11 protein-coding genes and 1 pseudogene are annotated in these 14,109 nt (G+C 48.9%); 8 read left to right on the top strand and 4 right to left on the bottom strand.

Going from position 1 to position 14,109, the window contains the following annotated elements:
- Window positions 1-19 precede the first annotated feature (19 nt).
- The 3 genes from C1H71_RS02905 to C1H71_RS02895 form a co-directional block, all read right to left on the bottom strand.
- Window positions 20-223, bottom strand: coding sequence for a hypothetical protein (locus C1H71_RS02905; RefSeq protein ID WP_130105231.1), 204 nt, complete (start codon window positions 221-223; stop codon window positions 20-22).
- Window positions 224-432: 209 nt separating this feature from the next.
- Window positions 433-924, bottom strand: a complete 492-nt coding sequence (locus C1H71_RS02900; protein ID WP_130105230.1) for a DUF7931 domain-containing protein — start codon at window positions 922-924, stop codon at window positions 433-435.
- On the bottom strand, window positions 902-2,011 hold the full coding sequence (locus C1H71_RS02895) for a cupin domain-containing protein (protein ID WP_130105229.1): 1,110 nt from the start codon (window positions 2,009-2,011) through the stop codon (window positions 902-904). Before C1H71_RS02895 ends, C1H71_RS02900 begins: the two co-directional genes overlap by 23 nt.
- 51 nt (window positions 2,012-2,062) lie before the next feature.
- Here C1H71_RS02895 and C1H71_RS02890 point away from each other — a divergent pair, with 51 nt between their 5' ends.
- Window positions 2,063-2,530 carry a peroxiredoxin gene (locus C1H71_RS02890; RefSeq protein ID WP_130105228.1) on the top strand — a complete coding sequence of 156 codons (468 nt, stop codon included), beginning with the start codon at window positions 2,063-2,065 and terminating at the stop codon, window positions 2,528-2,530.
- Window positions 2,531-2,534: 4 nt separating this feature from the next.
- Window positions 2,535-3,014 (top strand): FKBP-type peptidyl-prolyl cis-trans isomerase, encoded by a 480-nt coding sequence (locus C1H71_RS02885; protein WP_130105227.1) that lies wholly within the window; start codon window positions 2,535-2,537, stop codon window positions 3,012-3,014.
- A 152-nt stretch (window positions 3,015-3,166) separates the two neighbouring features.
- Here the strand turns inward: C1H71_RS02885 and C1H71_RS02880 are convergent, their stop codons facing one another.
- Window positions 3,167-5,977, bottom strand: a complete 2,811-nt coding sequence (locus C1H71_RS02880) for an IPT/TIG domain-containing protein (protein ID WP_130105226.1) — start codon at window positions 5,975-5,977, stop codon at window positions 3,167-3,169.
- A gap of 697 nt (window positions 5,978-6,674) precedes the next feature.
- Here C1H71_RS02880 and C1H71_RS02875 point away from each other — a divergent pair.
- The 6 genes and pseudogenes from C1H71_RS02875 to C1H71_RS02850 form a co-directional block, all read left to right on the top strand.
- Complete coding sequence (locus C1H71_RS02875; protein WP_130105225.1) at window positions 6,675-9,536, top strand: ribonucleoside-diphosphate reductase subunit alpha; 2,862 nt, start codon at window positions 6,675-6,677, stop codon at window positions 9,534-9,536.
- A gap of 131 nt (window positions 9,537-9,667) precedes the next feature.
- Window positions 9,668-10,696 carry an adenosine deaminase gene (locus tag C1H71_RS02870; protein ID WP_130105224.1) on the top strand — a complete coding sequence of 343 codons (1,029 nt, stop codon included), beginning with the start codon at window positions 9,668-9,670 and terminating at the stop codon, window positions 10,694-10,696.
- Entirely contained in the window at window positions 10,693-11,250 is a 558-nt protein-coding gene (locus C1H71_RS02865; RefSeq protein WP_130105223.1) for a hypothetical protein, read from the top strand. Before C1H71_RS02870 ends, C1H71_RS02865 begins: the two co-directional genes overlap by 4 nt.
- Window positions 11,251-11,261: 11 nt before the next feature.
- Entirely contained in the window at window positions 11,262-11,813 is a 552-nt protein-coding gene (locus C1H71_RS02860) for a hypothetical protein (protein WP_130105222.1), read from the top strand.
- Between the two features lie 234 nt (window positions 11,814-12,047).
- On the top strand, window positions 12,048-13,130 hold the full coding sequence (locus C1H71_RS02855) for a ribonucleotide-diphosphate reductase subunit beta (RefSeq protein WP_046350665.1): 1,083 nt from the start codon (window positions 12,048-12,050) through the stop codon (window positions 13,128-13,130).
- Between the two features lie 356 nt (window positions 13,131-13,486).
- Window positions 13,487-13,705 (top strand): annotated as a pseudogene (locus tag C1H71_RS02850) (IS21 family transposase); the annotation flags it as partial.
- Window positions 13,706-14,109: the final 404 nt, after the last annotated feature.

Genomic DNA, 14,109 nt, shown 5'->3' with positions numbered 1-14,109 from the left:
AAGCAATACTGCCTGCGAATTACTTAGCAGCAGCTGCTTCTGAAGCAACTGGAGCTGCTTCTGAAGCAACTGGAGCTGCTTCAACAACAGCAGATGCTGCTTCAACAACAACAGCAGATGCTGCTTCAACAACAGCAGAAGCTGCTTCAACAGGAGCATCAGTCTTGCCGCAAGCGGACAGAGCAACAGCGATCAGAGCAGCAACTAGCAGGGACTTTTTCATTATGAACTTACCTTTGACAGAGACGAATGGGACAAACGAAATAAATTGGTGCAATCGACCGTGGATCGATGCTGAAAAACTGCAATCATTCAGTGACGACCGACGGCCCAAATAATATCACGTTTTATTTGAAAGAACAGTCCAACCCCTTATGAATGCCGTTAATTAGGCAACAATTCTGCAACACCATGTAACAAGATGTTAAATCCCTATAGATAAAGGCGCTGCCATTCACTACATGGGCTGGATTGTTCCCAAATGGCATTAAATTGTTGTTGTAGTATCGCAACATCAGCGGCATTGTTAGTGATTTCACCGCGTGGCCAAGCAAAATGATGGCGGCGTATTGCGTGGGTTTGATCTGCCAAAATAAACCCTTGGTACCAATTGTGACAAGACTCATGCGCTAATTGGAGTTTAATTAAATGATTAAATTTATTTGTCAATTGTAAAAAATACTGACAATGTTGGCTTAAATAATTGGGATTAAATGCAATTAAACGCAATTTTCCAGCGGGATTGGCGGTAAAAAATGCCCATAAAGCATCATAAATGGCCCTGCTACCTAGATCAGCATGTGCAAAATCCTGCTCGCACAGCAGTAATTCGTGCTGCGCTGCAGCAATTATTTGCGCTACAGCGAGGCGATAATCGCTGTAGCGGTCAAATGAGCGTGCTTCAGGAAAGCTGCAGGTAGCCATATTCGTAGCATTCATAAAGAATAGTAATCAGGCTCTCTGGGTAATCGGCGGCGGGTAATTTGCGCTGGTCGGCCAGTTGACGTAAAAAAGGTAGCGCTTCTGGTTCAAATTCTAGGGCTTCACCATTGGCATACACGCGATCAGATTCGTACAGCATCAAAGCCTTGGCATCGATCGCAATCCCGCCGCTGCTAATGGCGCTGGCAAAGTCTTCGATATTTATTGGATCATCGGGCTGATCGTAAAACACGTGTGGCTTAGGCTCGGTGAAATAGCTGCCAACAAAGCGGCGTACGGTGTCATCGTTCCAAGTAATGTTTTTAAGCATCTCGCCCATTTTGGCCACAAACTCGTTATCTATTTCTGCTGGCTTGGCCGTAGGCTGACGATCAGGATCGCTATACATTCCATCTAGGCATAGCTCATCTTGCAAAAACTCTAAGAATTTTCCGGCAATTTCTTGTGTTTTAGGTGCTCTAAAGCCGATGGAATACGTCATTCCTGGTTCTATAGCTACACCATGATGGGCGTACATAGGGGGGAGGTACAACATATCGCCATGCTCTAAGATCCACTCTTGCTCAGGGTTAAAGTCTTTTAGTACCCGAATCGGCGCATCTTCAATAAAGCCACTTGCGTCGTCACTAGAGATTTGCCAGCGTTTCTTTCCACTAACTTGCAATAAAAAAACATCGTAAGAATCATAGTGTGGGCCAACACTTCCGCCAGGCGGTGCGTAAGAAATCATCAGGTCATCTAATCTGGTGTAAGGAAGAAAATTAAACTGATAAAGTAGCTCAGCAATGTGTGGCACAAGGTGATTTACATTGCCAACTAAGATAGTCCAATCCGTTTCGGGTAGGCGCGCTAAGCGGGCTGGGTGAAATGGGCCGGATTCGGCTTTCCAGCACTGGTTTTTGTATTCAATGATTCTGGATTCCACATCATCGCGTTGCGCAAGCGCGCTTAAGCGGGCGTAATCTATAAGCTCTGGGAAGTTATCCCAAGCGTTACGAATGAGTAGTGGTTTTTTTTGCCAGTATTCTTTTAAAAATTCTTCTGGACTGAGTCCGCCTAAAAGTTGCATGGTTTTGCTCTATAACAGAATGGATTACAACAATTATCGCATGGAGAACACATGCTGAACGTTGGAGATATAGCGCCCGATTTTATCTTGTCTGACGCGCAGATGGATGATGTTCAATTAGCAGCTTTACGTGGACTGCATCATGTGGTGCTGTATTTCTTTAATAAAGATCACACGCCAGGTGGCATTATCGAGGCGGTAGAGTTTAGTGATCGCACTGCTGTATTTCGGCAATATGACACAGTTATCCTAGGCGTTAGCATGGATGATTGCTTGTCACACGAGCAATTTCAAGACGAGCAGGGCATAGAATTTGATTTATTAGCTGATACAGATGGCGAAGTAAGCAGGCTCTATCACGCTCTACATGAGTGGGAGGCTCATGGCGTGGTAAGATACGGCATAGACCGTTCCACGTTTGTAATCGATAAGGACGGCGTGATCCGCCATGCGTTTTATCACGTTGTCCCTAAGGGCCATGCGGCGGAAATTCTTAAACTCGTGAAACAGCTAGGGTGAACCCATGCAAATTGCAAAAAATACCGTTGTAACTTTAAATTATGAAATGTTTGATGCCACTGGCAAGCAAATCGACAAAACCGAAGAGCCGATCGAGTATCTGCACGGCGGTTACGATAATGTTCTGCCTTTGGTTGAAGAAGCACTCGAAGGCAAAAACGTTGGCGACAGCATTGATGTGACTATGGAAGCAGAAGACGCTTTCGGTGAACACGATGCAGATTTAGTGCGCGAAGAAGAAAAATCTTCATTCCCGATGGAAGTTGAAGCCGGCATGATGTTTGAAGCCGACGATCCTGAAACGGGCGAAGTATTGTTGTTCCGCGTTACCGAAATCGAAGGTAACCGCGTTGTAGTCGATGCTAACCATCCTTTCGCAGGTATGGTTATTCGTTTTGTAGGTACCGTTGCTGCGGTTCGTGAAGCAAGTGAAGAAGAACTTGAACACGGCCATGTACACGGCGAGCACGGCCACGATCACTAAGATGATGGTGGTTTGATTGAAGAAAAAGCGAGCCTAGGCTCGCTTTTTTTATGTCATATAGATTTGCTGGATTAAAGCACCTGCAGCACTTAAGTCAGTCACCACAGGCACTCTGTATAAGTAGAGCGCCTGTGTGCTGGATTGCCCTATGACTAGCGTTTGATATACATCAGCCGTGGGTTTAGCCCGTCAGAGAGCGATATTTCAAACTGACCGCCCGCAGGTAGCGATTGTGTATCAACCGTAAGAAGACCGCCCCGTGCTTGGTTAGCCAGTACTTGGCGTGTTTTGCCGATGTGCAGCACGCTGAGGTGTGGGTATTGCCCCGCATTCCATCTGATTTGCAGTTTTCCAGCGCTTTCTTGCCATTGCAACTGCGCACCATTGGCCGTGCCTACTCCCACTCCCTTTACCGCACTGCTTTGCAGCTTGTTGCTGCCTAGCTGCTTGCCCTTATGCCAGACTTCAATTGCAATAATTGAATCAACTTTAGGGATGCTTACAAAGAAATGCTGCTCGGCTTGAGGTATATCCGCTACTTCTACTGGATTAAAGGGTTGGATAGTGGTATTGCCGCTGGTAGAAACAATATGCAATTCATACTCACCTTTGGAGGCTTCAGGGGCCGTACCGCTACGCATTGAAACCGGATTAATGCTTGCGCCGCCAGCCGAAATACGCCCAGAAATATCTATCAGGCTCATAGGCATAGAGAAACCCGCAAGCATAGGTTGGGCATAATTACGCTGTTCTAGATAGTCCTGAATTTTGCTGTAGGTGTAATCAGAGAACCAGCGCCCGCCACAATAGCCCATTAGATCACCGTCATTATCTTGATCTAGTGTCAGCAGGGTATTGGTCCGTGGATCATAAGGTAGCGTATCGCCGATTTTGCCGCCCGCGTAGGGGAAGTTAGGGTCATATGTGCTTACTCCGCCGCATGGTGCGTGATTTCGGCTCAGATTATGGCCCAGCTCGTGCCCCATGGTGCTGAGGTCGTCGTCGTGACGAGCATCAAGGCCAATGGCGGAGTGGGCGGAGTAGGATGTATTTTTTGCATTCACATAGCCCAGCCCAGCGGTGCCGCCACTAAAATTTGGGTCTGGCACTAGGCCGTAGTAATGACGGGCATTGCCTTCTCGAACCCGTAATTGTTCTAACTCGGTCAGTACGCTATCCCAGCCTGCCGATCCAGTGCGGGTTTTATCAATGTATTTCATGCTCTGTGTTGACTGGATAGAGCTCACTTGATAAGCGCCACGGATGGTGACGTTGATCGTACTGTCGGCCAGCGGGAAAACCCGGCTAAGCATTTGACGCACAGCGTCAGTAGTAGGCGCTTGTGCTCGGATAGCTGCACCGCGGCCATCGTCATCGAGTTGCAGTGGCACAATCACCAAATCCATATTGCTTGGTTTGCCTACTACAGGGGTGATGGTTCTACTGGCGCCGCTGCTGACTTGTAGCTCTGGGTCTGCCTCAATCCGCAGGCTTAGGCCCGGCTTAATCCATTGCTCCGGCAGGCGGGCATTAAAACTTTGCTCAAGCTTAGCTTGTGATACATAGGCCGGTACGGTGGCAGGCCCAGTCATGGCGATGGCTTGGCCTTGCGGCACGCCATTGATCGTGGCGCTTAGCCAGACCCGTGGGCTGGCGAGTTTACTGCTTCTGCTGGAGATATTTGCCCGTACGATGGCAGGCTTGCCTTGCACCAAGCGCTGATATTGTGCGCCAGCAAGCTGTGAGTAATTTTGTACCAAAGCGATGCTTTCTAGCTCAATCGTGGCTTTAGGCGTGGCTGGTGGAGTAACGGGTGGAACTACAGGTGGAGCCGTCGGTGTTATGCCAGGTGGCGTGACTGGAGGAGCAACGGGCGGTGCAACGGGCCTGACTAATCTAAAGTTTCCGGCGGAAACCAGCTGCTGCATACTGCCTTTTAAAATCACCTCGCCTTCGCCGTTGGCAGGCGTTAGCAGGGTAATACTGCTACTTGTTTTGTTAACTAGCTGCGCATTGATTCCGCCAATACTGGCGCTGCTAACCGCATCCAGCCCGCGGCCGCTAATCGTAACCAGTGTATTGGCAGGCCCGCTAAGTGGGGACATGCCCGTCGCGCTGATTTGTGTGGCAATTTCAAAGCGTGTTTGGCTATTTAGTGTGTTTTTACCCCAAGCAAAGGTCAGCGGGCCGCTGAGGGCTTTTTCAGGTATTTCTACTTCAAGACGGTTTTCTGAGCGGCTTTTGATATTGGCACGTTGGTTAGGGCTAAATAAAAGCTGCTCAACTTGATCAATGCCTTGGCCAGTGATGCTGATGGTTTGCCCAGCAAAGCCAAAGGCAGGGCGCAGCTCAGGCTGGGCCACGGGCCGCCAGATTTGCATTATTTGGGCCAAGGTTCGCTGCCGGCCTCGTTTATCCTCTAAGGTCAGATAGCCTGAACGGGCCGTATCAGGAATATTGACATAAAGTTCAGTGGCCGACTGACTAACAGTCGGCAGCATGACCCCACCTAAGCGCACGTTTTTGAGCTGATTGAGCTGGCTACCGCGCAAAATCAGCGTTTCACCCGTGTTGAATTCTGTGCCAGATAGCTCAAACACGCGTGGCTCAGCAATCATGACCCTTTGCCGTGCTTGTACGCTGCTGTTGTCTTTGTGCAGCTCCAGCTCGCCTGATTGAGCCGCGTCATTAAGCATGACTTCTATTTGCTGGTCTGAAATAAGCTTAAAACTTAGTGCCACGCCGCCTAGCATCACCTGTTTGATGCCGATAAACCCTTGGCCCGTTACGGTTAGTTTCTCGTTCTCGCTGGCTTCTAACGGGCTGATGTTTTCAATGGTAAAGGCTGTTGCAGGTGGCAGGATGCTGACTACAGGCGTAGAGGCTGTGGTGGCAACCGTGCTGGTGGAGCCTGGCTCAGAAGAGCCTCCTCCTCCGCCACACGCGCTAACGGCGAGCAGCACACTGAGGCTGATTGTTTTTTTGCTGAAAAATTGAATGTTTTGAAAAGCAGTGTTTGATTTTTTACGTTTAAAAGAAGAGGGCACGATGAAAGAGAGTCCTAAAAATAAAACGAGAGCTGGCTTAGAGCGGGATGCTGCAGGCCTGAGAATTCGCTTATTCTATGGGAATCAAACGAGCATTTAAGTAACGTATAATACGTAAGCATATTCTTATATATGCAAATGGAATAAAAACCGTATTAGAAAAAATCGCCCTAGAAAAAGGCAAGGCCTACAGTAGAAAAAATGAGTTAGGTGGGCTGAATTTTGTACAATTTAGTGCGGCTTAAAAACACCGGATGATTGTTTATTAGGCAATCGGCTGGTTAGGGATCTGTGCGTTGAGCTTGCTGCGGCAATGTGTTGTTTTTAATCTGTGCACAACCGTGGAATCAGGCTTATTTATCGGCAGGTATTGTTTAACAAACGCGGTTAAGCTGCCACAAATGCACGGCTTTACTGGAACTGCCTTTTTGCACCGTCCAGCTGTACATTTCCTCCTTTGTCGTCTGCTTGCTTAACTTGGCTAAAGACACTAGTATTTGTGTTAACTCTTCTTGATGGACACTACATATAGTGTTTCTCCACAAGAAATCCACAGAATTATCCACAGCAAGACGCAGCCGCCTTGCCTGCCCACTACATTAATGAGAGCCCTATGACCGATAGCGTTAATACTGCTCAAAATCACAGCAGCTATGCCGATTACAAAACCATTCGCCGTGATGGATCGGTGGTGCCATTTGCACCGAACAAAATCACCGTAGCAGTGACCAAAACCTTTATCGCTGTGCTTGGTAGCGATGCCGCGTCTAGTGCCGCTGTACGTCAAAAAGCCATCTTGCTGACTGAATCCGTTGTATCGGCGCTGATGCGTCGTAAGCCAGAAGGCGGCGCGATTCATATTGAAGATATCCAAGATCAAGTAGAGCTAGCGCTGATGCGTGCTGGTGAGCACGATGTGGCCCGCGCCTATGTCTTGTATCGCGAAGAGCGCAGCAAAGAGCGTCATGCACGCTTTGAGCCTGAGCATCACCACGCCATTAATGTGATTTACGCCGATGGCAGCAGCCGTCCGCTAGATTTGGCGCAGTTAAAAGCGCTGATCGCCTCTTGCTGCAAGGGCTTGGAAAGCACCACCGATCAAGCCGCCATCTTGGCTGAAACTTTAAAAAACGTGTACGACGGCGTACCGGCAGAAGAAGTTCGCCGCGCTTTGATTATGTCGTCGCGTCAGCTGATTGAGAAAGACCCTGCGTATAGCTTTGTTACCGCTCGTCTTTTGCTAAATAATCTGCGCTCAGAAGTATTGGGCAAAGAGGTGAGCCACGAAGAAATGGCTGATCGTTACATTAGCTACTTCCCACAGTTTATTAAGCGCGGTATTGATGCGGAGCTGCTGGACGAAAATCTGGCTCAATATGATTTAGCAAAATTAGGCGCAGCGCTGGATCATAACCGTGATTACCAATTTGGCTATCTTGGCCTGCAAACCCTGTATGACCGCTATTTCCTGCATATCGAAGACAGCCGCATCGAGCTGCCACAAAGCTTCTTTATGCGCGTAGCGATGGGCTTGGCTATGAATGAAATCAACCGCGAAGAGCGTGCGATCGAGTTCTACAACGTCTTGTCTAGCTTTGACTTTATGAGTTCGACGCCTACCTTATTTAACGCCGGTAGCCGTCGCAGCCAGTTATCTAGCTGCTACCTCACCACTGTTTCTGATGATTTGGAAGGTATTTACGAAGCGCTGAAAGAAAACGCGCTCTTGTCTAAATACGCCGGTGGTTTGGGTAACGATTGGACGCCGGTGCGCTCACTCGGTAGCCATATCAAGGGCACCAACGGCAAGTCGCAAGGGATTGTGCCTTTCCTGAAAGTGGTGAACGACACCGCCGTAGCGGTAAACCAAGGCGGCAAACGCAAGGGCGCGGTGTGCGCTTACCTTGAAACTTGGCACGCAGATATCGAAGAATTCCTCGAAATGCGTAAGAACACCGGTGACGATCGTCGCCGCACGCACGATATGAATACCGCTAACTGGATTCCTGATTTATTTATGAAGCGTGTGATGCAGGGCGGCGAGTGGACATTATTTAGCCCATCCGAAGCGCCTGATCTGCACGACAAGTTTGGTAAAGATTTTGAAAAAGCTTATGTAGCTTACGAAGCAAAAGCGGCCCGTGGCGAAATGAAAATCGCCAAGAAGATCCCTGCGCTGGGCTTATGGCGCAAGATGCTTTCTATGCTGTTTGAAACAGGCCATCCTTGGATTACCTTTAAAGATCCTTGCAATATTCGTAGCCCGCAGCAACACGTAGGCGTGGTGCATAGCTCGAATCTATGTACAGAAATCACCCTGAACACCAACGAGAACGAAATTGCGGTATGTAATTTGGGCTCGGTCAACTTGGTGAACCACATCAAGAATGGCGAACTCGATACCAATAAACTGGCACGCACCATTACTACCGCGATGCGCATGCTGGATAACGTGATCGACATTAACTTCTACCCAGTGCGTAAAGCGCGTGAATCCAACTTGAAGCATCGTCCGGTAGGTATGGGCATTATGGGCTTCCAAGATTGCTTACATATGTTGCGCCTGCCTTACGGCTCGGATGCAGCGGTTGAGTTTGCCGATCTATCGATGGAAACCGTGGCTTACCACGCTTACTGGGCATCCACCGAGCTGGCACAAGAGCGCGGCACTTACCCTAGCTACAAAGGCAGCCTGTGGGATCGCGGTGTATTGCCACAAGATTCAATTAAATTGCTGGCAGAAGAGCGCGGTGGCTATTTAGAAATGGATACCAGCTCACGCTTGGATTGGACACAGCTGCGCGAACGCGTTCGCACTCACGGCATGCGCAATTCAAACTGCTTGGCGATTGCGCCAACAGCCACTATTGCCAACATCATCGGCGTATCGGCGTGTATCGAGCCAACGTACCAAAACTTGTTCGTAAAATCGAACCTGTCGGGTGAGTTCACCGTGGTGAATGAATATCTAGTGCGTGATCTAAAAGAACGTGGTCTGTGGGATGAAGTGATGATCTCAGACCTGAAATTCTTTGACGGTTCGGTGTCTAAAGTAGAGCGCATTCCGCAAGACCTGCGTGATTTGTACGCCACGGCGTTTGAAGTGGATCCAAACTGGCTGGTTGAATGCGCATCGCGCCGCCAAAAGTGGATCGACCAAGGCCAATCGCTCAATCTCTACCTTGCTGGCGCATCAGGCAAAAAATTAGACGAGCTGTACAAATTTGCATGGTTGCGTGGCCTGAAAACCACTTATTACCTACGCACCATGGCCGCCACAGCAGCAGAAAAATCCACCGGTAGCGGTGGTGAGTTGAATGCAGTAGCGATCGATGGGGGATATACCCAAACCTCCGCCGCGGGTGCTAACTCGATCAGCTCCGCGCCCGCCATGGCCGCAATCGACGCAGAATTACCTGCAACGGATATGAAATTCTGCTCGATTGATAACCCAGAGTGCGAGAGCTGCCAGTAATAATGTAGAGATGTAGGATGGGTGGGGCCGAGGTTTTGCGGCGATACCCATCAACGCACTGATGATGGATATCGCCAAAAGTCTGGTTCCCCCATCCTACACAGCACCCCACCAAACACCTAGAGAGTCAAATGACCGAAGCCCTGCACCCTGTCGATCAACTGATCCTCGCTTTACCTAAAACCGAGCTGCATCTGCATATCGAAGGCACTTTAGAGCCTGAAATGATGTTCGAGCTGGCGCAAAAAAATGGCATTACCCTGCCTTACGCCAATGTAGAAGAAGTTCGCGCCGCGTATTCCTTTGATAATCTGCAATCCTTTCTCGATCTGTATTACGCCGGTGCCAGCGTACTGATTACCGAAGAAGATTTTTACGACCTGACTTGGGCTTATTGCGAGCGCGCTTATTCTGACCATATTGTGCATACCGAGATCTTTTTTGATCCGCAAACGCATACTGCGCGTGGCATTGATATTGGCACGGTGATTCGTGGTATTACCCGTGCTTTAAATGATGCCACCGATAAACTGGGGATTAGCTCTAAGCTGATTTTGTGCTTTTTACGTCATCTTTCCGAAGTAGAAGGCAAAATCACCCTTGAGGCCGCGTTGCCATATCTGGCGCTGATTGATGGCGTGGGGCTGGATTCCAGCGAGCTGGGCCATCCGCCAGCCAAATTCCAAAAATTATTTAAGCGTTGCCGTGATCTAGGTCTGCCCGCCGTGGCCCATGCCGGTGAAGAAGGCCCTGCTGCCTATATCACCGAAGCACTTGATGTGCTGGGCGCGCGGCGGATTGATCACGGCGTGCGCTGCACTGACGATGCCACCCTTGTGGTGCGCTTAGCCACCGAGCGTATTCCGCTCACCGTTTGCCCGCTTTCCAATTTAAAGCTCTGCGTAGTGGATGATTTAGCTCAGCATAATTTGCGTAATTTGTTGGCAGCAGGGCTGTGCGCGATGGTGAATTCTGACGATCCAGCGTATTTTGGCGGCTATCTCAACGCTAATTTATTAGCTTGCCGCGCCGCGATGGATTTATCAGCCAGCGAAGTGGTGCAATTAGTGAATCACAGCTTTGAAGCCTCTTGGTTGCCAGATGCCGATAAAGCGCGCTGGCGTGCCGAAGTATTACGCATTGCGTGCATTGCCAAATGAGTTTTCTATCACGATGTGTGCAGGCTGTGGCCGGTGTGGCGAGTGCCTTAGTGGCTGCTTGTAGCGCGCAGCCCGCCTTGCAAATTGAAAATGGCCGCCTGCAACCTCCCGCAGGGCAGGGCTATGTGGTGCTGGCTTTAACGCTGCAATCGCTATCAACAGATCAGGCAGATTTACAAGTTGAGCTGCTGGGGGCTAGTAGCCGCCATAGCTTACGGGCGGATATCAGCCACGATAGTATTGTTGGCCCTGCTGGTGACGTACGCGGCCGTTTGTGGGTTTTGCCGCTGGCTGAGGGCAGCTATACGTTGAGCCAAGCTTGGGGTAATTGGGCTGCAAAAGGCGCGAATGGCCGAGGCGGGCAAACACATTTTCAGCTGGATCGGCGTTTCCAAATTGCTGCGGGTGAGGTGCTGTATTTGGGTGAGATCAGCGCCCAACTTAATTTTGCTTCCACATTGGCGTATAGCGATCAAGCCACGCGCGATTTTTATCAACTTAAGCAATGGGGCGTGCAAGATGCAAGCCAGATTGCCACCCGCTTATTGCAGTAAAAGGTTGTCATATGATTAAAAGTGTATTGCTCAGTTGTGTACTGCTATTAAATAGCTGCGCGATGGCACCGATTGCGGTGGTGCAAGGCAAACTGAGCCCTCCGCCAGAGCAGGCTTACGCCATTGTTTCTTTAACCCTTAATTCTTTTGATCAAGACGGTGCTTCTGCTTGGCTGCGATTACAAGGCCCCAAGGGCAATGTTGATTTAAACGCCAGTATCCTAACCGATACCATTGCGGCACCGGCTAAAAATGCCATCGGTAAATTACATGTGCTGGCTTTGGCTCCCGGTGAATACACCGCTGAGCAAGCGGTGGGTGATTGGTCTTACACCGCCGCCGGCTGGCCACAGCAGCGCCACGATCTACTACCCATGGGCAAAAGTTTTACGGTAAAGGCGGGGGAGGTGGTTTACCTCGGCGAAGTGCATCTTGCGCTGAGCTTTCAATCTAGCCTTAAGCTGAGCGATCAACATGTGCGTGATTTTTACGCGCTGGGCCAGCAGTACGGCATCAGCGACAGCAGTAATATAAAAATACGCTTGTTGAGTAGCCCAAATTAGTAAGGACTTGCCACTTATGGACATCTCGAAACGCCGTCATTCCCGCTCAGGCGGGAATCCAGTAGCACAGCTGGATCCCCGACAAAAACACTCGGGGATGACGGGGATTTGAAGTTTCATTTTGGGACGTTATTTCGAACCATATCCAAAGTATTAACATCAGTTAGATCTATTAAAACTCACCTACTGAGTCCCAACTCAGTAAGTATCAACATCAGTAAGACAGGACTTGTAATGCTCAACTTTGACGATGAAATCAGCACCCCAGCCGTAGCCATCAACCTTGAAGCGGCCACCGCCAAGCGCGTAAATGCCTCCGACAAGCGCGTGATTAACGGCACTACCGATGTCAATCAGCTGGTGCCGTTTAAGCACAAATGGGCATGGGAAAAATACCTGGCGCAGTGTGCAAACCACTGGATGCCGCAAGAAGTAAATATGCAGCGCGATATTGAGCTGTGGAAAAGCCCAAACGGCCTGACCGATGACGAGCGCCGTTTGGTCAAACGCAATCTGGGCTTCTTTGTTACTGCGGACAGCCTGGCTGCTAATAACATCGTTTTGGGCACTTACCGCCAGATCACTTCGCCAGAATGCCGTCAGTTTTTACTGCGCCAAGCTTTCGATGAAGCCATCCATACCCACGCCTATCAATATATCGTTGAATCTTTGGGCTTGGACGAGGGCGAAGTCTTTAATGCCTACAACGAAGTGGCCTCGATCCGCGATAAAGATGAATTCCTGATTCCATTTATTAATATCCTGACCGACCCAAGCTTTAAAACCGGCACGCTGGAAACAGATCAGCAATTGCTGCGCTCCATCATCGTGTTCGCCTGCATTATGGAAGGCTTGTTCTTTTACGTGGGCTTTGTGCAAATCTTGGCGCTGGGCCGCCAGAATAAAATGACCGGCGCTGCCGAGCAATACCAATACATCCTGCGCGATGAATCCATGCACTGCAATTTTGGTATTGATCTGATTAACACCATCAAAATGGAAAACCCACAGCTTTGGACTGAAGAATTCAAAGCTGAAATTTACGGCTTATTCAAGCGTGGCGTAGAGCTGGAATACGCCTACGCCGAAGACACCATGCCCCGTGGTGTGCTGGGCCTGAATGCATCGCAATTCAAAGAATACCTACGCTTTATTGCCAACCGCCGCTTGCAGCAAATTGGCTTAGAGCCAATGTTCCCGGGTGTGACTAATCCATTCCCATGGATGAGTGAGATGATTGATTTGAAGAAAGAGAAAAATTTCTTTGAAACGAGGGTTACTGAGTATCAGACTGGTGGGGCGTTGAGCTGGGATTAGTTCTTGATATTTACGTCGAACGACACATAGTTCTTCCAAAACGACAGATAGTCTTTCATTGAACGACACATAAAGTTGCATAACAATAGCCCGCTACGGGCTATTGTTGTTTCAATCTTTTCTTCAGGTCAGTAAAGGTTACCCATTAGTACATCTACAGCGTTATCACTGAGTAACATATAAAATCACATAAGGGGGCATAACTCAATGATTGAAATCTTGCAGTCAAAAGTTGAAACTTTGCCAAGTCAAAGATTGAAATCGATGAAAATATTATGTGATCTTAACCCTCAAAATAAATGTCAAAAAATTGAACTGCCCCCAAAAAATGGACTCACTTCCATATTTTTTGGGGAGGGATTTACGATAATATGAAGGCTGCAGTCGATAAGGTACTTAAAGACAAAAGCCGGATCGTGAATGCGCGATTCTCAGAGATATGGGCACATTATTTATTTGATCCTGACTTTTGTAATATCGCCTCTGGCTGGGAAAAAGGCGTGGTTGAAAAGTAAGTTCAGGATAGCCGTCGGCGGATTTGGTTGGAGGCTCAAAGCATCCGGTTCAGCATCTTCGATGCTTTTACTGGCGGAAAGTCCTTTGACGGTTTCGCCGCAGGAGCAACTGGGTACCGGTGCTTTATGGACTATGCGCACAACGTGATTCTGGTTGACGGTGCAGGCACTGGGAAAATGCACCTGGCCACAGTACTGGGCGTCCGCGATTCACAAAGGGAAACGGTAATTATTCGTTCAGGTTTAAACAGTGCAAGAAAGGGCCAAAACCGGGCTGAGTAATTGGAAAAAGTTTGATGCTGACTGGTGAAAACTATTGAACGCTGAATGACTCGCTTAGCCTCTACTTTTAAGTGAGCTCAAAAACGGGGGAGTTACTATTTCGAATAAACGTATAGACATGGCCCAGATATGCTTATTTCGTTGGCAATGGAATTTCCTCTTTGCACTGTGTTCTAGAACCT

The organism is Iodobacter fluviatilis (assembly GCF_004194535.1).
GTDB lineage: Bacteria > Pseudomonadota > Gammaproteobacteria > Burkholderiales > Chitinibacteraceae > Iodobacter > Iodobacter fluviatilis_A.
Note: the sequence above shows the minus strand (reverse complement) of the source record. Positions and strands in the feature narration are given on the sequence as shown.